Annotated in this window: 21 protein-coding genes and 3 pseudogenes; 15 read left to right on the plus strand and 9 right to left on the minus strand. The window is 35.7% G+C overall.

The window, feature by feature from the left end; all coding sequences use genetic code 11:
• Window positions 1-276: 276 nt before the first annotated feature.
• Entirely contained in the window at window positions 277-1,020 is a 744-nt protein-coding gene (locus tag YN1551_RS01185) for an integrase (protein ID WP_048052261.1), read from the minus strand.
• Between the two features lie 3 nt (window positions 1,021-1,023).
• On the opposite strand from YN1551_RS01185, the pseudogene YN1551_RS01190 reads away from it, so the two are divergent.
• The 6 genes and pseudogenes from YN1551_RS01190 (at window position 1,024) to YN1551_RS01215 (ending at window position 6,313) form a co-directional block, all read left to right on the plus strand.
• Window positions 1,024-2,153: pseudogene (locus YN1551_RS01190) on the plus strand (RNA-guided endonuclease TnpB family protein).
• Between the two features lie 59 nt (window positions 2,154-2,212).
• A pseudogene (gene cbsB / locus YN1551_RS17285) lies at window positions 2,213-2,944 on the plus strand (cytochrome b558/566 subunit B); the annotation flags it as partial.
• Between the two features lie 36 nt (window positions 2,945-2,980).
• A complete protein-coding gene (gene soxL2 / locus YN1551_RS01200) occupies window positions 2,981-3,955 on the plus strand; it encodes a Rieske iron-sulfur protein SoxL2 (protein ID WP_012714490.1) in 975 nt (324 codons plus the stop codon).
• Between the two features lie 45 nt (window positions 3,956-4,000).
• On the plus strand, window positions 4,001-5,611 hold the full coding sequence (soxC, locus tag YN1551_RS01205; RefSeq protein ID WP_012714489.1) for a proton pump complex cytochrome B SoxC: 1,611 nt from the start codon (window positions 4,001-4,003) through the stop codon (window positions 5,609-5,611).
• 12 nt (window positions 5,612-5,623) lie between these two features.
• The gene (locus YN1551_RS01210; RefSeq protein ID WP_012714488.1) at window positions 5,624-5,917 is read left to right on the plus strand and encodes an antibiotic biosynthesis monooxygenase family protein; all 294 of its coding nucleotides are present in this window, start codon (window positions 5,624-5,626) and stop codon (window positions 5,915-5,917) included.
• Between the two features lie 117 nt (window positions 5,918-6,034).
• Complete coding sequence (locus tag YN1551_RS01215) at window positions 6,035-6,313, plus strand: heavy-metal-associated domain-containing protein (RefSeq protein WP_012712426.1); 279 nt, start codon at window positions 6,035-6,037, stop codon at window positions 6,311-6,313.
• 344 nt (window positions 6,314-6,657) lie between these two features.
• Here the strand turns inward: YN1551_RS01215 and YN1551_RS01220 are convergent, their stop codons facing one another.
• The gene (locus YN1551_RS01220; RefSeq protein ID WP_012717035.1) at window positions 6,658-7,542 is read right to left on the minus strand and encodes a DUF929 domain-containing protein; all 885 of its coding nucleotides are present in this window, start codon (window positions 7,540-7,542) and stop codon (window positions 6,658-6,660) included.
• A 100-nt stretch (window positions 7,543-7,642) separates the two neighbouring features.
• Here YN1551_RS01220 and YN1551_RS01225 point away from each other — a divergent pair, with 100 nt between their 5' ends.
• Together YN1551_RS01225 and YN1551_RS01230 are read left to right on the plus strand one after the other, a co-directional pair.
• The gene (locus YN1551_RS01225) at window positions 7,643-8,725 is read left to right on the plus strand and encodes a hypothetical protein (RefSeq protein WP_012717036.1); all 1,083 of its coding nucleotides are present in this window, start codon (window positions 7,643-7,645) and stop codon (window positions 8,723-8,725) included.
• A gap of 19 nt (window positions 8,726-8,744) precedes the next feature.
• The gene (locus YN1551_RS01230; RefSeq protein ID WP_012716735.1) at window positions 8,745-10,163 is read left to right on the plus strand and encodes a 4Fe-4S binding protein; all 1,419 of its coding nucleotides are present in this window, start codon (window positions 8,745-8,747) and stop codon (window positions 10,161-10,163) included.
• Window positions 10,164-10,358: 195 nt separating this feature from the next.
• Here YN1551_RS01230 and YN1551_RS01235 read toward each other — a convergent pair whose 3' ends face one another.
• The 3 genes from YN1551_RS01235 to YN1551_RS01245 form a co-directional block, all read right to left on the minus strand.
• On the minus strand, window positions 10,359-10,886 hold the full coding sequence (locus tag YN1551_RS01235; protein WP_012717037.1) for a hypothetical protein: 528 nt from the start codon (window positions 10,884-10,886) through the stop codon (window positions 10,359-10,361).
• Between the two features lie 78 nt (window positions 10,887-10,964).
• Window positions 10,965-11,735, minus strand: a complete 771-nt coding sequence (locus tag YN1551_RS01240) for a winged helix-turn-helix transcriptional regulator (RefSeq protein WP_012716733.1) — start codon at window positions 11,733-11,735, stop codon at window positions 10,965-10,967.
• Window positions 11,736-11,742: 7 nt separating this feature from the next.
• On the minus strand, window positions 11,743-11,946 hold the full coding sequence (locus YN1551_RS01245; protein ID WP_012717038.1) for a DUF1059 domain-containing protein: 204 nt from the start codon (window positions 11,944-11,946) through the stop codon (window positions 11,743-11,745).
• A gap of 95 nt (window positions 11,947-12,041) precedes the next feature.
• Between YN1551_RS01245 and YN1551_RS01250 the strand changes: the two genes are divergently transcribed.
• From YN1551_RS01250 to YN1551_RS16435, 3 genes are all read left to right on the plus strand, one after another.
• Window positions 12,042-12,401 (plus strand): DUF1059 domain-containing protein, encoded by a 360-nt coding sequence (locus YN1551_RS01250; protein WP_012716731.1) that lies wholly within the window; start codon window positions 12,042-12,044, stop codon window positions 12,399-12,401.
• A 348-nt stretch (window positions 12,402-12,749) separates the two neighbouring features.
• A complete protein-coding gene (locus YN1551_RS16925; protein ID WP_012716730.1) occupies window positions 12,750-12,902 on the plus strand; it encodes a hypothetical protein in 153 nt (50 codons plus the stop codon).
• 15 nt (window positions 12,903-12,917) lie between these two features.
• A complete protein-coding gene (locus tag YN1551_RS16435) occupies window positions 12,918-13,103 on the plus strand; it encodes a phospho-sugar glycosidase domain-containing protein (RefSeq protein ID WP_274378966.1) in 186 nt (61 codons plus the stop codon).
• 193 nt (window positions 13,104-13,296) lie between these two features.
• Here the strand turns inward: YN1551_RS16435 and YN1551_RS16440 are convergent.
• Window positions 13,297-13,526 (minus strand): annotated as a pseudogene (locus YN1551_RS16440) (transposase); the annotation flags it as partial.
• 337 nt (window positions 13,527-13,863) lie between these two features.
• Here YN1551_RS16440 and YN1551_RS01255 point away from each other — a divergent pair.
• Together YN1551_RS01255 and YN1551_RS01260 are read left to right on the plus strand one after the other, a co-directional pair.
• Window positions 13,864-15,384 carry a long-chain fatty acid--CoA ligase gene (locus YN1551_RS01255; protein WP_012717039.1) on the plus strand — a complete coding sequence of 507 codons (1,521 nt, stop codon included), beginning with the start codon at window positions 13,864-13,866 and terminating at the stop codon, window positions 15,382-15,384.
• Between the two features lie 39 nt (window positions 15,385-15,423).
• Entirely contained in the window at window positions 15,424-16,380 is a 957-nt protein-coding gene (locus tag YN1551_RS01260) for an acetamidase/formamidase family protein (protein ID WP_012717040.1), read from the plus strand.
• Between the two features lie 474 nt (window positions 16,381-16,854).
• Here YN1551_RS01260 and YN1551_RS01265 read toward each other — a convergent pair whose 3' ends face one another.
• The 3 genes from YN1551_RS01265 to YN1551_RS01280 all read right to left on the minus strand — a co-directional run bounded on the left by YN1551_RS01265 (window position 16,855) and on the right by YN1551_RS01280 (window position 18,961).
• Window positions 16,855-17,649: a hypothetical protein gene (locus YN1551_RS01265; protein WP_012716726.1), complete on the minus strand. Its 795-nt coding sequence runs from the start codon at window positions 17,647-17,649 to the stop codon at window positions 16,855-16,857.
• Window positions 17,650-18,048: 399 nt separating this feature from the next.
• A complete protein-coding gene (locus YN1551_RS01275) occupies window positions 18,049-18,531 on the minus strand; it encodes a GNAT family N-acetyltransferase (RefSeq protein WP_012717041.1) in 483 nt (160 codons plus the stop codon).
• 124 nt (window positions 18,532-18,655) lie between these two features.
• Window positions 18,656-18,961, minus strand: a complete 306-nt coding sequence (locus YN1551_RS01280; RefSeq protein WP_012714479.1) for a hypothetical protein — start codon at window positions 18,959-18,961, stop codon at window positions 18,656-18,658.
• 337 nt (window positions 18,962-19,298) lie between these two features.
• Here YN1551_RS01280 and YN1551_RS01285 point away from each other — a divergent pair, with 337 nt between their 5' ends.
• Together YN1551_RS01285 and YN1551_RS01290 are read left to right on the plus strand one after the other, a co-directional pair.
• Complete coding sequence (locus YN1551_RS01285) at window positions 19,299-21,197, plus strand: 2-oxoacid:ferredoxin oxidoreductase subunit alpha (protein WP_012716724.1); 1,899 nt, start codon at window positions 19,299-19,301, stop codon at window positions 21,195-21,197.
• A complete protein-coding gene (locus YN1551_RS01290) occupies window positions 21,184-22,101 on the plus strand; it encodes a 2-oxoacid:ferredoxin oxidoreductase subunit beta (RefSeq protein WP_012717042.1) in 918 nt (305 codons plus the stop codon). The genes YN1551_RS01285 and YN1551_RS01290 overlap by 14 nt, the downstream gene beginning before the upstream one ends.
• Window positions 22,102-22,395 lie beyond the last annotated feature (294 nt).

Here is a 22,395-nt window from a genome sequence, read left to right on the forward strand (position 1 = left end):
TCTTTCACATTCCCGTACTGGTCTACGAACACTAAGTGTTTGCCGTTGACGCTAAGAATTTTTTTCGCGTTCACTGTACCGTTTATCGTGTTGAGTTTGATCGTTTCGTTATTATCTCCAATCATTTCGATATCGTTTTGTTTGCGCGAAAAGAACATCATAATTAAAATAAGGTGTTGAGGAAAAAATGATTTTTTGTTAGAATGGGGATTCTAATAAACGCGGTGGCAGTTAATCCTACTCGAATCCCCTATAGCACGCGTGGTTTCCGACAATTTAAAAATTGTTACTTAGCCATTCGGCGTATTTTCTGTAATGCTCTTTTGCTATTCCGAAAAGCGAAACGTAATGTTGCGTTAGTACGCGGGTAGGCTTACGCCCCTGAATAAAATCGATAATGTCGAGAGGAATCCCGAGTTCTGCCATTTTTGTGGCCACAAATTTCCTAAAGTATTTAGGCGGTACTAAGCCCAATTTCTTTGTGTATTTATCTATGTAAGACTTAGAGACCTTAACCCTCCGCAATTGGGTCAAGTGAAACGCATAGAATGAACCTTTCTGACCCCTGACCCAATTAATTTCGTATGCACATATACCGTTTTCACACCTATCACGTGTACTATCGTAATCATTAAGTATCTTTAATGCCTCACTTTCCCTTATCCCGCTCTCTAAGAGTAAACTATATAGTAAATATAAATTAGGATATTGTTTAGCCCTCTCTAATGTTTGCCTAATTTCGTCAAGTGAAGGGATGCGTAAGTCTGCTTTAGTCTTCTTAATTTTTAGAGTTTCGGGCGGGTCTCTGTTTAGCACGAATTTGTAGAAATTACGCCATGCCTTAATGCAGTTATTTGAGTCCTTCTTATTTTGCTTAATGCAATTAATATATTTCCTTATTGTATCCTTAGAGATATTTTTATCTTTTAACGCTATTTCGAATTTCATTATATTATTTGCTGTTATTTCAGAGTTGTTAACAAACGTTTCTACATAGCCGTTTGTGATAACTTCTTTCAATTCATCATAATTAGCATTGGGGGTCTTAGGGGTGTCCCCCCTAATGCGGGCCTCTCTGAACCCCTCCTAGTCCTCGTTAATAACTACGTAAAGGCAATACGTTTCACCCTATTCTGGTTGAAGGAAAATGTCCCGAACCCAGACGAGAAGGGAGTGTTAGGAAAAGTCCACGAGGAGTTATACAAGAGGTTAAGGGAGGAGTACAATCTACCTTCAAAGGTTGCCGAGGATTGTTATAGGGATGCCCTCTCAGTGTACAAGGGATGGTATAATAATCCTAGAAGAGGGCGTTTTCCTAGAGTATATAGGCCAACTGTTTGGCTAACTCCTAAAGCTAGCTATAATGTGGATTTTGAAGCAATGACTGTTAGGATTGCAAGTGTTGGTGATCTTCAAATTCTGGGTTATCCTAGGAACTTAGGGGAGTATGCAAACTGGAGGATGAAGGAGGCTAGGTTAGTAGTTAGGGGTGATAAGGCTTTTCTAAAAGTGGTTTTTGAGAAACCGTTGGAGAAGGTCGAAGTAAAGGAAAGTGTTGCTGTTGATATTAATATGAGTGAGATTGTTGTAGGAAAGGATGATATTAGCTACGTTAGGATTCCAACTCGTTTGAACGAGGTTCATCACTGGAAGTCTTTAGCTGAAAGCCTACAAAGGAAGTATCCAAGGATATGGAAAGAGAATAAGAGGATCTTGTATAGGATTCATTCCTTCCACCTAAAGGCTAGGAGGATTTCGCTAGGAAGGTTGGGAAGTGGGTTGTTGAAATTGCTAGGGATTTTGGTGCCAATGTTGTTAAGTTGGAGAGTCTCAAGAACCTTGTCAAGAATGTAGATAGACTGCCAAGAGAGTTTAGGGATAAACTCTACTTGATGCAGTATCGTAGGATTCAATATTGGATTGTTTGGCAGGCTAAGAAACACGGTATTCTAGTTCAATATGTTAACCCTAGTTATTCTTCTGTTTCATGTCCTAAGTGTGGTAAAAGGATGGAAGAAAGGGGATATCGTTGGTTTAGGTGTTCATGCGGTTATGAGAATGATCGTGATGTTATTGCAGTTATGAATTTAAACGGGAGGGGGTCTCTGGCCCTCTCGTCTGCCTACCAGATGAGAGATGTAAACCCGAATTGATGGTGGGAACTATGAACCCTCTGGGAGGGGAACCATCGCCCTTCCAGGGCGGTGAGAAAGTCAGTTATAAGTCATTAATACCCTTGACAGTTATATTGCTAGTCTCACCCTTTATTACATTAATACCTAACTACGAGAACACTTTCTTGCTATATTCTCTCGAAATGGCCATCTTATATTAGGATTAGCAAGCACTATTGAAGGCTTAATTAAATCCTCGTTATTATCAATTCTCTTAATTCCTACGTTAATCTTAGTAAATCTTGGAATATTTGCATCAATACTTCTTAGTATATTTCATGACGCATTATTTATAAGCTACCTCAGAGTTTATTTAATTTCTATTGCGGGGGTATTTGGCATTTGTAATATTATGGGGCAAAATTAAATCCTTTAGAAATTACATAGCTATTTCAGTTGGCCTCCTTTCAATTATACCATTTTTATTTTTTGAAAATATGATAAGCCAAAATAGGTACTTGGAAATTTTAATGAATATGATATTGCCCGCAACTCTGGGAATAAACTTGTATAATCCTTATCATATTACTCTCTTAGTGATCGCATTAGGTTTAAGTATAATGGGTATTGTTACATCCTTAATAAAGGGTAATGCTGGTGCAAGTGTTGGATATTTTTTGATAATAACTACTGTTTTTCTTGGAATTGATGGTTTCTCGTTATTAATATATATGCTAACTCCAATAATTGGTTTCTTAGTAATTACTTCTGGTGAAATTGAAAGTAAAAAGCGTTTAATTGATATCATAAGTCCAACGAGAAATGGATAAAAGCTATATTTTACTGTTTATTTTTTGTGATTCAAAATGATTAGATTTAAGTCAGATAAAGAAGATAAGCCTATCTTAGACTACTCTAACCTAACATTTATTAGAAAATTAACGAGCAAAATGAGAGATCCTAAGACAAAATTTGATACAAAAGAATTTGTAAATAAGGGTGAAGACTATTTATTCAACTATACAAATAAGAACGTTGGAAGTGTTGACGAAAAAAGACGAAAATTTCTCAAATCATTAATCTTTGGGATAGCGGCTGCTGCGGTAGTTGGTGTTATACCGGGACTTAAAGTATTGGTTCCACCAACAGTTACAGTTACTACTGGTTTCCCTAAGTCGTTATTGGTAGACTCTTCTGGAAATCCAATTAAAGCATCGCAAATTCCAGTTAATAGTCCATTTATAGTTATATTTGAGTATCCAATGACAGGTGAACCAAACTTTTTAATAAATCTAGGTGATTCCTCAGGGAAACCAGTAGAGATTCCTTCTACAACTGTAGAAGTTCCTCAAAATGGTAAAACCTATACTTTTCCTGGGGGTGTCGGACCTAATAAGTCAATAGTAGCATATTCTGCTATTTGCCAACACTTAGGATGTACTCCGCCTTATATTCACTTTTTCCCTCCACAATATGTAGGTCCTTCCCAGTTAACTGCATCTGAACCAGATCAGCTAACGGCGGCAGCATTATTAGCAGCTAAACAAGCGAAGGTCCCTGCATTAATACATTGTGATTGTCACGGTTCTACTTATGACCCTTATCATGGTGCCTCAGTACTAACGGGACCAACGGTTAGACCATTACCAGCAGTGATATTAGAATGGGATTCATCAACTGATTACTTATATGCCATAGGTGCAGTTGGTGTAGCAACTTATCCGAACGGAAGTAACGGGGTACCTACAGATAATCCTACTGACGATTTAAGCTCAAGTTTCGGTAGCTCTGTTAGTGATAAGACAACAGTGCAAGAAACTGAGAATCCTTTTTCATCATAAGTCCAACGTTTAATACTTTTTACCTCTTTTCCTTAATTTATTCTTATGAGATCTAAATTATCAGATTGGTTTAAGGAGAGACTAGGATTAGATGACTTACCCTTCTTCAAAACACCAGATTATATGTACAAGGTAGACTATTGGCTAGGTGCATTAGTTGCGTCTGCGTTCATTTATACCGTAATAACTGGGCTTATCCTTTTGTTATATTATAATGCCCAAGCTGGATACAATTCAACGGAGTTCGTTATAAATAGCGTACCATACGGTTCAGTTGTGCTTTACAGTCATTTATATGGGGCATATGCCATGATAATCCTAGCCTATGTTCACATGTTTAGGAATTATTTTGCTGGAGCGTATAAGAAGCCTAGAGAATTGTTATGGATAATTGGAGTTATAATGCTAATACTTACTCTGGGCACTGCGTTTTTAGGATATAGTTTAATAGGTGATGCATTGGCAACTAGTGCTGTGGATGTAGGAGAGGGTATAATTAGTAGTATACCGGGCCTTTCCATCTTCATTCCGTTACTATTTGGGAATTACGATGCTGGAGATTACGGTAGGGTATTAGCATGGCACATAATATTTACCGCGTTAATAGGCTTGTTATTCGTCTTCCACTTCTTCATGGCCGAACATTATGGCATGATGCCCTCCAGGAAAGTTAAGGATAAAGTACCAGCAGTATATACAAAAGAAGAGTGGCAGAAATTCAATCCGTGGTGGCCTAGGAATTTCGTTTACATGATGTCCTTAATATTCTTGAGCTGGGGATTCATTCTCATAATACCAAATGCCTTAGCATACATTAATGGATTACCGCAACAATTGAATCCATTCTTAAATCCGAAACCAGCTCCCCCACCAAACAGTCCAGCTGCAGCGCATATAACAACTTATCCACCATGGTTCTTCCTGTTCTTATATAAGATAGCGGACTTTACAAGTGATGTAGTAATATTCTTATTTATTGGTGTAATTATTCCACTAATATATCTTATCATAGTGCCATTCTTGGATAGGATAGAATACTTACACCCGTTAAAGAGGAAAGTGTTTGTAGGGATAGGTATTCTAATGTTAACTTACTTAATACAAACAACCATATGGGGTGACCTAACACCTGGCGTAGAGATTCCAGTTAGTCAACAAGTTTTAGTATATTTACCACCGGCAATAATAGTAGCTTTAGGGCTTGCTGCGATCAAACCAAAAACGGATAACAAAGGGAATATAAAAGGGACAATAAGTCCCATAACAGCTCTGGCATTTGTTTTAGTTTCATCTCTGTTTGTTATAGCTGGAATCGAGCTACTAGCTAATCCTACAATTTTAACGGTTGGAGTATTTATCTCTCTTGCAGGAATATTTATACTAACTACTAAAAAGATCGCACCTATAGCATTAAAGGCGGAACAAAGAAGCGAGAATATGACAATAAGTGAAGAAAGAGTACCAGAGTGGAAAAAGAAACTGGCTGAAGGCTTAGTAGCAGTGCTATTCATTTATGCAATAATATTAGCAGCACAAATATGGACAATACCAGCTACTGGATACTTCTCTAATTTATTCGGTATAGATTTAGGACTAATCTTTCTAATGCTAGGTGAAGGCATTTCCCTATATCATTATGTGGTATATAGGAAATAAGGTGTGTCCTTTATGATTAATGTTGGTTTTTATTATAAGGTTAAGATAGGTTTCGAGAAGGATTTTGAGGATAAGTTTAGGGAGGTTTTGAGTTATTTGAGGGCTAATGCTGATGGTTTTATTGATGCAAAACTTTACAAGAGTGTTGATGAACCATCGGAGTATTTGATTTATAGTGTTTGGAGAGATTTGGATTCGTTTAAGAAATTCATTTCCAGTGATGCGTATAGGAGTACTGTAAATTACGGTAAGAGTATTATTGAGAGTAGGCCAACACATAGAATACTACAAGAAATAAACGAATGAAAGGTAAGATTTTTGATTCTCACTTTCTATGTCAAAAGAAGCTTTATTTAATATAAGTGTTTAAGCATAGAGAATTCAAATATAAAGTTTATTAATATAAATAACACATATTAACATATGGCAGAAATAGACAAAATATTAAAAAATCTTAGTATGGGAGAGTTAAAGTTTTGGGTTGACGGCGTATATTGTAATAATTGTGTTAATAGAATTCATAGAGCGTTAAAGACCATAAGCGGTGTAGAGGATGTCGAAGTTAAACCAAATTTCAAGGAACTTAGGGCTCTTGTAATACTAAAATATAGGGGGGAAGTGAGTAAAAAAGACATTGAGGAAGTCCTCTCAGAAGCTTCAGATGAGACTCCTTATCATGAGTATAAGCCAATTTGGGAGTAGAAACCTATCATCGCTTCCATAATTTTTTGTTTACTCTCCTCAATTCCCTTTTCTTCTAGACATTTATAGTAGTTTTCTTGGATTATTTCGAAAATTTGTCTGAACTGACGTTAAGCTTACTTTTAAATCAACGCTTGATTTTGAATTTAAGAAAATTTGATGAGTTTAGCATCTAAGAAAATTGAACTCATCTACAAAGCATTTTTCTTAATATCTCTTAATGTTGCTAATGAAGCTACTTCCCAGCTCGATTGAGGTATTAATAGGAATGGGACTAAGGGAGGGCATTTACTATCGTCCTACTCTGTATCATGTGCTTCGGAGGAATTCTATGATGGATCCCTTCAAGTGGGGGCTTTCTGACTACTCACAAAATGAGAGATGTACTCTCGAATCAATGGTGGGATTAATGAACTACTGACTGAGGAATCTCGCCTCTGTGAGGGCAGAGAAGGAACTAGATAAAGTGGACTACTATTACTGCTATCTTGCATAAAGTGAGAGCATACATTATAAGGCTTATATCCATCCACTTTACAAATCATTTCGGTTATTAAATTAGCCTCAGAGTAAATTTCTTTATAAACTAAGCTGTTGGGGTTTTGAAGTTGCTCTAGAACATATGTCCAGTTGTGTCCAGATATTAATCCTGGATCTATGCTTGTTCCTACTTTATAGTAGTATTCTGTTATTATGAAAGGAATAGATAGATTTCCATACTCCTCCCACATATTATATATTTGAGTCGGTACTTTATCTAAGGGTTGATAATTTCTGTCTTGGTATTCTATGCCATAAAATGATATGTAGGTACTACTATATGTAGAATTTGCAAAAGTAAAGGTAGGAGTATTGGGATATACATCGGTGGAGCTTGAAAGCATATACTCTAAATTAGAGAAATTCCCAAATCTGAGAAGAGCTATAATTAGAGCCCATCTCTCAGCTGCACAATATGGGCACCATTCTGCACCAACATATATTATAGCTGGTTTACCATTTGATGAGAAGTTAAGTGGTAATACTTTAAAGTAATTGGTAGGTAAGGCACTTATATTATAACCTTGATTACTTATTTCCAGTAACTGATTATATACATCATTCGATATTGATTGACCTATTAAAGGTGAGCTAGTACTCCTTAGCTGTAATAATACACTACCCGCTATCACTATAATAGCTACTATTACTATCGTGAAGTAGATGTATCTTAAGGTTTGTCTTCTCATAGAATATTAAAATTAAAAATTGAATATAAGGTTTGCGTTAGAAACTTTCAAACACATAGTTAAATTTCTGTAATTTAGTATACTATTAGTGATTCAAGAAATGAAAAAAGAACCAAGAGCAGTATCTAATGCGGTTTTTGCAGGAGTAGTAATAGTATTGGTAATAATAGCAGCGATAGGCTTCGTACTATATGCTACAAAACCATCAACTATTTCAACCACATCGCCCCCAACAACCTCCACAACCACCTTAACAGTTACTCAAACGTCTACACAAACTACTACAGCGACAGCAACAATGACAGCCACAGTTACTCAGACTGCTACACAAACTACTACAACAACACAGGTTGTAACTAGGCCAGTTACAGTAAATGCAAGTGGATCGTTTCTCGATGGAAAGGTAATAACATTCTTATATACCAGCCAATTTATGTGCACACCTAATGCTACTGTATTCTTCCCTAATGCTGTAAATCAAAGTAAGGTAGCGATGGGTTGTGAAGTAGGTGCAGGAAATATATCAGCTTTTCCTAAGGGAGCAGAACCAGTATTTGTCCTAGTACCAGCGTTTGCTGGATTATCCATTTTTGGAGTTCAAAGTCTAGGTGCAACTCCTCAAGGATTTCCAACATTCCATTATAATGGACAAAACTATACAATAATAACCCAGTGCGGTGCAGCACTTACTCAAACTGCATGTCCAGATCATATGACTCTAATATACTCTCCAGCGTTTACTGTAGTTGAGCAATACTTAGGTATAAAGAATGGAGTTTTCGGACTACCAGAAGGAGTTTTACCTACACCTGCACATGATCACATAGTAACATTTGCCACTAATACGTCAATACCATGGTATATTGTTGTAGTATTAGTATTTAATCCTAATATCTTTCCTAATCCAATCACTGGACAATGCCAACAAATAGTACCTTCTAACCAAACCAATCCAACTGGATTATGCTTGAATAGTATTAACGCATTAGAACAGGCAATGGGAACTTATGATAGTGCAGTAGCAACTGCTAATGCAAACAATCCCATATGGCAAGCCCTAGGTAAACCCGAACTAGATGTAGTGGTACCTGGAATAAGTTCACCATCTCAGCTATTAACAGCCACTAACTCCAATATGTTACTGTTCTTCAGTGATCCAGCAGTTTATCCATATCCAATTTAATGTTAACTGGTGAGTAAAAGTGAATATAAAGGTGACTATTTTTAATTATATTTTAGATAGGTCTTATATTTTTCTTCTATTCATTCTTTTTATATCTTTAATTTTTCCTATAGTTTCAGCATTCATTAGTCTCATATTTGTGGGTTTACTCTTTCAAGGAATTTATTTAAGAAGACAGAGTTCAGCAAATAGCCCTTATATAGTATTAGAGATACTTTCTATGCTATTATTAATTTATACTGTTCAGTTTTTTGTGTATTTATTAAAAATAACGGATATTGTTCCTTTATCCTACTCCGTAGTAATCTTTCTCTCCTTATATAGGTTAAAGAGAGGAATTAAAAAGAAGACTAATTATTTACAAAATTCAAAAATAGCTTTCGCGTTATTATTATTAGCTTTTTTATTAAGTTGGTTTATTAGTGGGTTTTTAGATTTAAGCCAAGGCAACTTTTCTGTCTTTGGTCAATTTGGCTATTTCTCCTATCCCTTTTTAGCTTTCATGAATTTCATATCAGCTTTTGCATCTGTCACTGCTAGCCCCTGGTTCATGATAGATATGGGAATATGGCTTGGAGTAATTGGCATATTTAGAATAATAGAATATAATAAGATAGAGAATAAAATAAGATATTTGCTAATGATGTTTGCTTATGCGTTCTATAGTATTTACCTCCCAACATTCTCACCCATATCGAGTGAGGTGAAATATATTCCTTATATGTGGTTTAATGGATTAGGAACTTATGGACCAGTTAAATCATCTTACCTGCTAGATGGTATTATAGGAACTTTTACAGTTACAGCAATCCTCTCTTTCATGTTTGGCTCAAGACAAATATGCTCTGTAACGTGCACAGCTCCTTATATGTTGCAAGGGACATTCCTTAATTCTATGAAGAAGTATAACAGATCATCAAAAGTTGGCAGGAACACATTAACATCGAGAATAAGCTCTTGGTATAAATGGATAATAACTATAACATGGATCTCATTGCTAATCTTAGCAATTTTATCATATCTAAAATTTTCAATTTTAGGAAATGATCCAACAATGCTTTATACTAGCTTATATTTTAACGTAATCTGGTACTTCCAATTCATGTTAATGCCATTTTTAGGAAATTACGCTTGTGTAAATAATGGGATATGCGCATGGGGCTCTTTCAATCAATTTTTCGGTTATTTAGGGCTTTTCAAGCTTAAAGTTAGAGATCCGAAAAAATGCTTAACTTGTAAAACAGTAGATTGTGCATATGCCTGCCCAGTAGGATTAACAGATATGAGAGCCTCGTTCATAAAGAAAGGAGAATTTAAGTCATTTAAATGTATAGGTGTTGGAGATTGCGTAGAAGTATGCCCTTATAATAACATAACATTTTATGATGCTAGATCTTGGATAAAAGAAAAGTTACATTCAATAAACTTTAACTTATGAACTACTTGTCCTAATGGAAAGAGTTTCTGCTTTACAGCAAAAAACATTTATGGGAAAAATTTGTAACTTCTTGTCTCCAGTTGTTCGTAAAAGCAAGTAAAGGTGTACACTATCGGATGCCATGAGGAGAATTACCATTTAAAAAACAAATGAATTTACCTTATTATTAATAATATATCCTATTTTATAGTTAGCTTATATACTAAGTGAACTTATATTCTTAGACAAATACTTATCTACGAATACTTGTGGTGTTATCATTTTCTGCAATTCTTTTATCACTGCACTAGGCAATAGTCTACCAAGAAATCCTATATTAACCATCATTGAAGATAAAATAACCAATTGAGAGTTTTCTTCATTTATTTTCTTTATTTTGAATCCAAAATTATATATTAGTTTATCTGCAGTAAATTTATATTCAATGAGATCGATATTTAATTTTGGACCCTCTAACTTTCCCACAATGCTTCGCTTTAAAACTAATCCCATTTTATCTTTACTTAACGGTAAATACAATATAGCCTTATCTCCCATTGGCACAATAACATTTGATATTCCGAATAGCAAATTCGGACTTCTCAGAATATTATACAATATGTCATTTCTTATTCTCAAGTTGAGGCTATCGGAGTGATTTATCCTGTGCCAATTCCTGCTTCTTATATGTTTTTTAAAATCTATTTCTGTCTCAAATGTCGATTCACAGCATGCGTATACCATATGATTTTCTATAAAAAACTTACCTTTATTTTTGTGTTAGAACCTATTTAATGTTTTGTTAAGGATAAAATTATAGATTTACTGAAACATATAATCATATATAATCATTACGTCAGCTGTGCTATCTATTTGCCTAGCTAAATCTATATATTTTCTGGCTCTCTCCATATTATCTGCATAACATACTGTTATTCCAGCATAGCCATCAGTAAATTGCCATAATTTACATTCCTGTAATACTACCGTTATTTCATCTATGTTTTTAGAGAATATAGAGAATATTATGATATCGGTTTTACCTAAATCAATTTGTGGGGCTACAAGTATTAAACCTCTATGCCTTAAATATCTTATGTGTTTTTCGATAATTCTGGAACTAATGTTCATTTTCTTAGAAATTTCAGAAGAAGATAATCTAGGATCTACCTTTAGTATTTCAACTATTTTCTGATCCAAATTAGATGCCCTAAATAGAGATTGCAGAGGGAAATAAGACAAAATTGGTTCTCCTAACTCTTTGGTCATGTAACCTATCTTGTCCTTCAATTCGGTGTTATCTGAAGCATATATTCCGTAAACGTTTAGCCACTCAAGACATTTCAGTTTGAACGATATCCAATCCGCGTCTATATCGGTATAATTCTTAAAAGCAATAAAAATCTGATATTTTCCAAAGAAGTTAGGATTGACGTAAAGTTTAAAGCCCTTTAAAATTCCACTATCCATAAGTTTCTTAAATCTATAATTTAGGCTAGCGGGCGTTAGATTTAATAGTGAAGCTATTCTCCTTTGTGATATTCTCCCGTCTTTTAAAAGGTAAAATAGTATTCTCTTATCAATTATATCCATGCCTTTTTCACACTTTCTTTATACTTTGTTTTATCTTGTTTTTCATATCATCTGAGATTTCTTTCATGTGATGCACATTTTTAGCATGAATCTTTAAAATTTCTAGTATTTCCTCTTCTGAACTCGCTCCTTTTACTTCAAATCCACAATCCATACCAACACTTCCACAACTAAACGCAAACTTCTTCTTCTTCCCTATACCAAATACCATTTTCAACCATATATATTTATGGTATAATTAATATATAACCGTTAATTAGAAGAATTCTTACGCTTTTTTATAAACTTAAACTGAAATTATAATATATGCCAAAATACACATTCAAATGTGAGGACGTAGGAATGGATTGTGGATTTGAAGTAAAAAATGCAGGAAGCGAGGATGAGCTATTAGAAATGCTTAAGATACATGCGAAATCGAGTCACGGAGTTACTTCCATTCCTCCAGATCTATTAAATAAAATAAAACAAAACATAAAAAAGGTCGGGAAGTACTATTTCAGCTGTGCTAGCGTAGGAATGAACTGTGGATTTGAAATTATGGGAGCTCAATCTGAACAAGAATTACTGGAAGAGTTAATGGTACACGCTAAGATGTCACATGGGATGTCATCTATTCCACAAGATACATTAAATAAGATAAAACAAAACATAAAGGAAATGTAAAGTAGTTTTTTATTTTGATTTTTCTCTATTTTTCTTTAGCTTCTCTTTAAAAAGTTTTATAATTATAGGAACATCCATTCTTTAAGTTTATGAGGATTAAGGGGACGAAAAGCTTAACCTGCAGAAATAAATAACCCCTCATATTAAAATCCAAAAGCGCGCTCCCAACGAATATTTCTTAGTGATGCTGACGGCGCATTTAGTTCTTTATTGCGAGAAATAGAAGGAAGAATTAAGGTAGAAATGCTAAGGGGAAAAATCCAGGTAAGTCCGGGTCGATATTATTTAATACTAGATATATTGATAGAGTTATTATTGGAGATCCTTTTCCTACTGAAGAGGAGTTAAATGAATTGGGAGAATCAAAGGGATTATACTAAAATTAGAGTCCTTGTATATCTTGGAATAACTGAAGAGGAAAAGAAGATATTTAATATAAGATTTTCGGACGTGAGAGTTAAAAAATACGCCATAGCGTTAAATAAGAGTATCGAAAAATAATATAAAACAAAAATAATAAAGAGATTTAGAGGATCTGTGGCTGTAATGAATGGAAGGAAGAACGTAGTAGAAGTATTGATATTTAAGAAGGAAGTAGAGGCTGACCCTAGATTTAACGTTATAGGTGAAGTCTCACTTGAAGATATAGATATGTTAGATCATATAGGAGAGGGAATTGACGTTAAATTAATCCCAATATAAATGAAATAAAAATGGATTGATTGCTAACAATTTTATTTATAATCAAATTCTCTTGATGGGAATAGTGCACCAACTATTACAAAATTTGGGGCGTTCAGTAATAAACCTTTCGGTCAAACTTCAAGCATAGTATTAGCTAACATTGCCACGTGAGTCCTTTCAACCCATGTGGTGATTCGGGGGAAGGGTTCACCTATTTAGGCTCACAAGGCCTATACCAAACACTCCATATAATCCTAGCCAACTTTCTAGTCAAAGCAGCAGACAACTTCCTATCGTGAAGTCTATTCCTATGAGACTCGTAAAACTCAACAAAGTAGGGTTTCTCGAAGAATTCACCTCTGCTAAAAAGTAAAGCAAGCTCCTCAAGTACTTATTACCCCTCTTCGAAATACCCCTACTTATTATAGCCCTCCCACTCCTATATGCGTGAATTTTATCACAATGTTCAGTCCGACGGTAGGGGAGGGTCACGCCACACCCCGAAGACTCTGCTTCAGATAGTGCCTCGACCATGTTTCCTCAGCCGAGGAGAGATTACTCTCCCCGACTAATATACCTATATAGTCGATAGTGTCGTTATTAAGTTACAAATTTATTAAATAGAGGATTCTCCGATAGAGTATAACCTAGTTCAGATTCTCAGAGACGCTTTTTTTACGTTAAGGTATAAATTTATAGCTTAATAACGACACTATCGACACACTCCGTGAACTCAATAAATTAAAAAACTTATTAGAATAAAATGCGATAAATATTTATGGATTCAACAATAATGGACTACAATCTCAATATAAAATCCATATTTTGGAGAATAGAAAAATTGTATAAAGATAAGGAGATTATATCTCGAACCCATGAGGGAATAGTCCGTTATACATATTCTGATTTCGCATTAAGGGTCAGGAAATTAGCATCTCTCTTGAAGGCTAATAGTATAGCAAGTGAAACGGTTGCCTCAATAGCATGGAATACTCATAGACATTTAGAGTTGTACTTCGCAGTTCCTTTACTAGGTGGGGTTTTGCATACAGTTAATGTAAGGTTTCACGAATCTGAAATGGATTATGTAGTTAAGGCAATAGGAGACAGAGCGGTATTTATGGACAAGGACATAACTTATAAGAATTCCACTTTACCTACTTTCATTTTTGACGAAAGATATGATGAAGATATAAATTCACAAGAACCGACTAGGAACTTTCCTGACGTAGACGAAAGGCAAGGTGCAATAGCTTGTTTTACTTCGGGTACAACCGGGAAGCCAAAGGGAGTTGTATACAGTCATAGGAGTATATTCATTCATTCATTATCACTATTAGCAGCTGACGTACTAGGTATTTCATCTTCTGAAACAGTAATGCCAATAGTTCCCATGTTTCACATATCAGCATGGGACTTACCATTTGCGTCACTTATGACCGGGGCAAAATTAGTTCTACCTGGTCCTAGGCCTAAGGCTGAGGATATAGTAAAATTGATAAAAGAATTTAAGGTCACGGTAGGAGCTGGAGCTCCTACTGTCTGGATTGATGTGGTAAATTATGTGGAAAGGGAGAATCTGGACCTACCACTGAAAGTCGTAGTTACTGGTGGTGCTGAGCCACCATTAGGATTGATCAAGAAACTGAAGGAACTTGGAGTTAAGACTTATCATGCGTGGGGAATGACTGAAACTGAGGCAATAGCTACAGTAAACAAGAGCGATAATATAGAGAGGATCTCGGAACAAGGCTACCCAATTCCAGCATTTGAGGTTACACTAATGGACCCAGAGGGAAATGAGTTACCTTGGGATGGAAAATCGACAGGTGAGTTAGTGACAAGAGGGGCGTTTGTAACTAAAAGGTATCTTAACGATAAATCCGATACACAAATTAGGTGGTTTAGGACTGGAGATGTAGCAAGGATAAATCCTGACGGAAGTGTAAAAGTTGTAGACCGGCTAAAGGATTTAATTAAAAGTGGTGGAGAGTGGATAAGCAGTGTTGATCTAGAAAACGCCATCATGACATATGAGAAGGTGTTAGAAGCAGTAGTTGTTGGAGTTAAGGATGAGAAGTGGGGCGAGAGGCCAATAGCTCTTGTTGTGAAAAAACCAGGGAGAGATGTTAGTGAACATGAAATTATAGAATATTTGAAGTCGTTAAATAAATTTCCAAAATGGTGGTTGCCAGACAAGATAATATTTGTTGATTCAATACCAAAAACTAGTACTGGCAAACTCGACAAGAAATTAGTAAGGGATCAGCTGAGATCAATGATAGAAAGTAGCAAGTGAACGCTCTACACTTATAAGTAAAGAAGGAGAGTTAATATTATGCAATATACTATTCATGCAATAACCCACAACAAATGGGATAATTCCTTACCTCCAATTACGACGATAAGTGATGGGGATATTATAACAGTAGAGACTAAAGAGGCCTCTGATGGCCAAGTTACGCCCTCATCTACAGAAAAGGATCTACTAAAACTAGACTTCTCTAAGATTCACCCATTAACCGGTCCCATAGAGGTAAAGGGGGCAGAACCTGGAGATGCTTTAGAAATAGAGTTTCTGGATTTTAGGCATAAGGGGTGGGGATGGACTGGAGTACTTCCTGGATTTGGATTTCTTGCTGATGAACAATATACTGGACCTATAGATCTCCAAGGCCCTGCCCTCAAGATTTGGAAAGTTGATGAGAGATACGCTTACGCCAAGTTTGGTGATTTAAATGTTAAAGTCCCCATATATCCTTTCCCTGGTGTAATAGGTACTGCATTACCATATAGGGGAAAGCTGAGTACAATACCTCCCAGAGAAAACGGAGGAAACATGGACATAAAGCACTTAACCATAGGCACGAAGTTATATCTCCCAGTGTTTGTAAGTGGAGCGCTACTTTCCATAGGTGATACTCACTTGGCTCAAGGAGATGGTGAGGTATGTGGAACTGCAATAGAGGCTCCCATGGAGGTTACAATGAAGGTTAGGTTAATTAAAAATGTTGGTCTAACTCAACCACTCTTCGTAGCCAAGAAAGTAAAGGAAATGGAATATGACGAATACATAGCTTATCCCGGTATAGATCCTAACTTGTGGAATGCGGCAAAAAAGGCTATTAAGGGAATAATCTCTATGTTGTCCAAACACATGGCCCCAGTAGAGGCTTACATATTGACTAGTGTTGCAGTAAATCTTAGGGTCAGTGAGGTAGTCGATGTTCCCAACTGGATAGTTACAGCGTATTTACCGAAAAATATCTTCGACACGAATGTGGATGTGTTCTGATTAAGTTTAAATACTTTAAAAGGTTTAAATCTTATATTTCTATATTTTGGAAAAATATTCAAGATAACCGTTTTATGATAGAGTTGTGAAGGAAAATAAGGAATTAGCTAAGGGTATCGTTTCGTTTAGATAAGTTGTTACTTAAGGTATTGGTAGTCCCCTGCAATGGCTAGTCTAGTGACACTAACTGAAGGCGCTACTTATGTCTCAATTCCTTCGGCAGTTCTAATTGTAACTTTAGAGTGCTATTAGATACAACCAGATTATCCATTACTGGTAGGTATGTTCAAGAGTGCAAGTGGATATATACCTCTATTTCCGCTGGGTTAGTAAGAGCTAAAGGTTTCATTTCAACAGCATCTATTAACGCCTAGTATTGGCTAGTGGTCACATTATTTATATATGGATGGTAAATGACGCGATTTATAAAATGCTTGCAAATAAGAAAGCAAGTGAAACTTAAAATTTTAAAATCTAAACTTTATTGGATATTTCCACAAAGAATTGAAAAGCTTGTGGCATTTGGGATTGCATGAATATTAAATAATTGTCCTTAATTCCTACAAAGTAGTAAACACTACCATACTGACTAACGAAGCTCAAATTAAAGTACTTCACACCATTAATGGTTGATACTGTGACGTTCTGTCCAGTGCTTCTCAATAAATAGGTAAATAGTGATGATATGTTTGACGAGTTCGCTAGATCTATTGAGATATATGAGTTGTTATACATTATGGTTTCGAAATAAAGGGTGTAGTTTTTAGTTATAGCGTTGCCGAACTCCAAGAGTGAAACGCTACTATTAGCTGGGAATAATAGCTGGTTGAGCTCTGGTTTAAGACCATTTCCACTCTTCAAGGTTTCTATTTCTAGGTTCTCTATACTACTCAAGTCAAACTTGCTTGAGTTACCGGTTATGTTTGCGGAAACCAGATACTTTCCAATCTTAACTCCTTTTAATGTTGTGGTTGAGGAGTTCAATTGAATTACATTGAGCGTTATGGTTTGATTTCCCTTTTGGATGTATTCTTGAAATAAAGCTGTACCTCCAGGGTATTGCCGGTTAACTGCACTACTGTAATTCTCCTCAAATAAACCAGTTATGTTCCACCCATTCCCTAAAATTGAAGAAATTTGGTTTTGGTCAGGAAATACCACTTTTGTCAAATTTGTCTGCTGTTGTGAAACATTATGAATCAGAATAACAATACCAGATACAATTAATATAACGGCAATAACTGCGACCAAAATTATATATAACTTCATGCTAATTAGTCTATGCTGAATATAATAAAGTTATTTTTACAACCGAAAGCCTTGAGGGCAGGGAGCTCCGGTATAAAAACTTTTCCTTGAAAATCGAGCGTAGTCTACACTACTTACGCAAGTGATGAAACCTGCTTTACTCAACGTTAAACTGCTTATTATAGTACAGTTAATTTATCTTTTGATACATCTATTCCTGCAACTGGGGCCTCCATGTATACTCACCCTTATGTTTTATTCGGGCTTTAAGCCCAACTTCCGGTTCGAATTGGAGGAGGCCAAGCTCACCGACGGGCTTTACGCTCAAGGGAATCAACGGCCTACACCCCAGTCAGATCTGTATTACTCAGATCTGACTAATATGTTTTATATAAGGAAATCAGAACAAGGTAAGAAGCCTTAGGGAGAAGAAGAAGTTGCTAAATTAATGTTTACCTCTTTTTCCATTAATTTCATTTCTCCATACACTTCATCTTCGTAGAACCTTAACTTGAAGCCCAGCTTTCTCCCAATTTTTATCATTGGAGTATTCTCTGGTAAGGTGTAGAATTTTATCGCACTTAAACCACACTTTTTAGCCTCCTCAATTAGTGTTTTAACTAGCAAAGTTCCTATGCCTAGAGCCCTATAATTTCTATCTACAACTAGCGAAAACTCTCCATCCTTATGTAAAGAAGCTTCTCCAACAACTTTTCCGTCAACTTCTGCTAGGAATGTAACGTGATCCTCATTAGACGCTATTCTCTTTGCGTCTTCTTCAGTTATCCTATAGAGGTGGAAGAATCTTAAGTATAGATCCTCATCACTCAAAGAATTGTATAACTGATAAATTTTCTCCCAATCCTCCTTAGCAGCCTTCCTTATCTTTATCTGTTCACTCATCCTATTTATACTTTAAAGTATAGGTTTAAATAGATTGCTGTAATCTTTAAACGTAAGATCTAAAACATATATCTATGAAATCTTTTATGAGGAATCGTTCAATAAATAAATATTTTTTTATCAATTACATGAATTTACATGTTTTGCAGTTTGGAAACACGGTGTTCAATACTTTAACTAAACAATCCTCTCTGGATATACCGTTGCATTCGAATAGTTTATAGCCCATTTTAACTGCATCAAGAACTTTATTCCGATCAGTCTGCCTAACTATAAGGATATCGATTTTCTTTGGTATAATTCTATTCATCTTAACTATTAATCCGTTATCGTTTATTAAATAGAAAGTTTCGGTATCATCTTCGAATTTTACAGTTAACTCTCTGTTCATTAGAATATTTATGTAGCAGTACCTTAATAAAGGTAGCATAAAAAAGTTATGTGATATTTTTAATTAGATCTAATGTAGCATTATAATTACTAGAACCTTTCAAATAAGTGAAAACTTTCACAAAAACTATAATTACCGATATTATATAGTTACATAACTTATGTAGTCAATTTAAATCTTTCTTAGATATATCGTCTAATGTTTGGAAAGTTTGTACTGAAGGAAAATCCAGTTTATGAATTCTTAAGTTATTATTAGATTTACATAATATAATAAACTACCTCACTAATATTTTTAAACATTAGGAAGTAAGTACATATTTTTAGTAGGGATACTCTTATTTACCATTATATCTATAATTATATACTGATAACTCATGCGAATAAGCTGGATGATAGGTGGAGCCCAAGGTTCAGGTGTAGACACTTCCGCTAATATTTTTGGCAATGCCGTAGCTGCTAGCGGTTATTACATATATGGAAACAGGGAGTATTACTCCAACATCAAAGGTCGACATTCCTATTTTAACCTAACTATTAGTGACAAACCGCCAAGAAGCATAGCCCAACAAGTTGAGATTTTAACGAGCTTTGATGCAGAAACAATATTTCAGCATTTTAATGAAGTAAAAGACGTATTAATATATAGTACTGAGGTTGAGAGTACCAAGGCTGAACAAGTCCAGAGCATGGAACCAGAAATCACTGAACATGTGATTAAATTCTTGAAAGAAAAAGGTTATGGGACTACAGTAAGAGACGTAATAAATTATTTAAAGAAAGAGAAAGGGGTTAAGGTAATACCAATAGATTACATGGAGATTTTAAAGAAGGTGGCTGACCAAGCTAAGGTACAGCTAAGCGTTGCTGATAGGGCTAGAAACACCATAGCCATAGCTGCTTCCTACAAATTGTTGGGATTAAGAGAGCAATATCTATTAAACTCTATAACCAGAACGTTTAGGCAAGAAGTCTTCGCTAAAATTAACACTATAGCTTCACAATTGGCAATGCAACCAATTCAACCAATGTATAATTTGCCGGAATTACCTAATAATGAAGAGAAAATAAACTTAGATGGTAATACGGCAGCAGCCATAGGTAAGATTTATGGTGGATTAAGGTTCCAGTCATACTATCCAATAACTCCAGCAAGCGATGAGAGTGTTTTCATAGAGGCACATCAAACTGTATTCACTGTAGATCCTAAAACCGGAGAAAAAAGAAAATCTACAATAGTAGTTGTTCAGGCAGAGGACGAATTAGCGGCAATAAATATGGCTTCTGGTGCTGCCTTAACTGGAGTGAGAGCAGCTACTGCCACTTCTGGTCCAGGATTCTCCTTAATGGTTGAGGGAATGGGATGGGCTGGAATGAACGAAGTACCAGTTGTGATCACTTATTATATCAGAGGAGGTCCCTCAACGGGTCAGCCAACTAGAACGTCTCAAGCTGATTTAATGTTCGCTTTAAACGCAGGACATGGTGAGTTCCCCAGAATAGTTATAGCATCTGGTGATCACGTTGAAGCCTTCCACGATGGTACGTGGGCACTTAATTTAGCCCAAAAGTATCAAACGCCGGTAATACATTTAGTAGATAAGGCGCTAGCGAATTCATATTCAATTATTCCCAAGAAACAATTAGGAATGGAGAACATAAGGGTAGAAAAGGGTAAGATTGTAATTAATTCAAGTACACCAGAATTAAAGAGATTTGAAATAACTGAAGATGGAATATCCCCATTTGCCCCATTGGGTACAACTAGGATTCATTATACTGGAGATGAACACGATGAATATGGGTTCATAGCGGAAGCTAGTGAAAATAGGGAGAAAATGTATGAAAAGAGGATAAAGAAATTGTTTACTGCTGACAAGGAAATACCAGAGGAGAACAGGGTTAATATCTTCGGAAATACTGATTCAAAGATAGCCATAATAACTTGGGGATCTCCTAAGGGAGCCATATTGGATGCTATGGAAGAGTTAGAGAGTGAGGGAATTAAACCAATGTTAATTCAGATAAGAATGTTTAGTCCATTCCCCAAGAACCTAATGAAGAAGCTATTAAGCGGGAGAGAGTTTATAATTGATGTGGAAAGTAATTACTTTGGGCAAGCGGGAGAAGTGTTAAAGTTGAACACTGAGATTGAACCTACACATCATATATTAAAGTGGAATGGTAGACCCATGATGAGAGATGAAGTAAAGGAAGCTATAAAAGCAGTTGTTCAAAAAGGAGAAAGGAAGGTGGTCTTACATGGCGGCGCTTAAGGTGGAGTGGAACGATTGGTGCCCAGGTTGTGGTAATTTCGGCATATTAAGCGCTGAGCAGCAAGCAATCCAAGAACTTGGTTTAGATCCCAAAAAAGTAGTGTTGGTAAGCGGTATAGGTTGCTCTGGAAAGATTCCTCACTTTATTAGGTTACCAGTGAGTGGAGTACACACTTTACATGGCAGGGCATTAACTTTCGCCATAGGCGTAAAATTGGCTAACCCATCTTTGGAAGTTATTGTAAATGGCGGAGATGGAGATCAATTAGGTATTGGTGTTGGTCATTTCGTAAGTGCTGGAAGGAGAAATGTAGATTTGACTGTAATAGTTCACAATAATGGTGTTTACGGATTAACTAAGGGTCAAGCTTCACCCACACTAAAGTTGGGTGTTAAGACTAAGAGTTTACCAAAACCCAATATTAATTCTGACGTAAACCCAATAGCTCTTGCGATAAGTGCTGGATACACTTTCGTCGCAAGGGGATATGCTTATGATGTAAAACACTTGAAGGAGATAATTAAGAAGGCTATTAAGCATAAGGGATTAGCAATGATTGATGTATTGCAACCTTGTCCAACTTACAATGATATTCACACTAAAGAGTATTATGATAAGAGAGTTTACAAGTTAGACGACGATCCAGGTTGGGATCCAGTAGTTAAAAAGCCAGAAGAGGCAGAGGACAAGATGAGTAAGGCTATATTGAAAAGCACGGAGTGGGGAAACAGAATACCAATTGGCGTATTCTATCAAAACGAACTAGTGTCAACTTACGAGCAAAGAATTGCTGAAAGATCTCCATCATATTTGGATAATCCACCAGCACACGATGTAATAGAATTTGAAGGAAAGCCGACTACTGATATTGAAGACATTTTGAAGGAAAGAAGAGTAGTATAAGATATAATATTTCCTTTTTCTTTTTATCTCTTTCACAATTTTTATTTTGATTCAGTGAAATCCTTGCAATAAAGGGACTATTTTATACTCTTCACTCGAGAGAGTGTCCAGAATGCAAATAATTCAATAAATATAATGTGATAGAAAAACAATATTATAACTAGTTGAGAATAGAAGTCAATTATATCTTTCAATATGAGGGAAGATTAATATTTTATTGTAATATAAAATAACTTATAGTTGAGAAAAAATGAATTTCAAACATACCCCATATTATTCTAGTTAACCCTAGCC

Source organism: Sulfolobus islandicus Y.N.15.51, assembly GCF_000022485.1.
GTDB lineage: Archaea > Thermoproteota > Thermoprotei_A > Sulfolobales > Sulfolobaceae > Saccharolobus > Saccharolobus islandicus.

Coding starts and splice junctions, on each gene's coding strand:
- YN1551_RS01225 (WP_012717036.1), top strand. CDS start 7,643: ATGAAAAAAGAACCAAGAGCAGTATCTAATGCGGTTTTTGCAGGAGTA.
- YN1551_RS01220 (WP_012717035.1), bottom strand. CDS start 7,542: ATGAGAAGACAAACCTTAAGATACATCTACTTCACGATAGTAATAGTA.
- YN1551_RS01285 (WP_012716724.1), top strand. CDS start 19,299: ATGCGAATAAGCTGGATGATAGGTGGAGCCCAAGGTTCAGGTGTAGAC.
- YN1551_RS01215 (WP_012712426.1), top strand. CDS start 6,035: ATGGCAGAAATAGACAAAATATTAAAAAATCTTAGTATGGGAGAGTTA.
- YN1551_RS01265 (WP_012716726.1), bottom strand. CDS start 17,649: ATGAAGTTATATATAATTTTGGTCGCAGTTATTGCCGTTATATTAATT.
- YN1551_RS01280 (WP_012714479.1), bottom strand. CDS start 18,961: ATGCTACCTTTATTAAGGTACTGCTACATAAATATTCTAATGAACAGA.
- YN1551_RS01250 (WP_012716731.1), top strand. CDS start 12,042: ATGCCAAAATACACATTCAAATGTGAGGACGTAGGAATGGATTGTGGA.
- YN1551_RS01260 (WP_012717040.1), top strand. CDS start 15,424: ATGCAATATACTATTCATGCAATAACCCACAACAAATGGGATAATTCC.
- soxL2 (WP_012714490.1), top strand. CDS start 2,981: ATGATTAGATTTAAGTCAGATAAAGAAGATAAGCCTATCTTAGACTAC.
- YN1551_RS01290 (WP_012717042.1), top strand. CDS start 21,184: ATGGCGGCGCTTAAGGTGGAGTGGAACGATTGGTGCCCAGGTTGTGGT.
- YN1551_RS01210 (WP_012714488.1), top strand. CDS start 5,624: ATGATTAATGTTGGTTTTTATTATAAGGTTAAGATAGGTTTCGAGAAG.
- YN1551_RS01255 (WP_012717039.1), top strand. CDS start 13,864: ATGGATTCAACAATAATGGACTACAATCTCAATATAAAATCCATATTT.
- soxC (WP_012714489.1), top strand. CDS start 4,001: ATGAGATCTAAATTATCAGATTGGTTTAAGGAGAGACTAGGATTAGAT.
- YN1551_RS01235 (WP_012717037.1), bottom strand. CDS start 10,886: ATGGTATACGCATGCTGTGAATCGACATTTGAGACAGAAATAGATTTT.
- YN1551_RS01245 (WP_012717038.1), bottom strand. CDS start 11,946: ATGGTATTTGGTATAGGGAAGAAGAAGAAGTTTGCGTTTAGTTGTGGA.
- YN1551_RS16925 (WP_012716730.1), top strand. CDS start 12,750: ATGAATTGGGAGAATCAAAGGGATTATACTAAAATTAGAGTCCTTGTA.
- YN1551_RS01275 (WP_012717041.1), bottom strand. CDS start 18,531: ATGAGTGAACAGATAAAGATAAGGAAGGCTGCTAAGGAGGATTGGGAG.
- YN1551_RS01240 (WP_012716733.1), bottom strand. CDS start 11,735: ATGGATATAATTGATAAGAGAATACTATTTTACCTTTTAAAAGACGGG.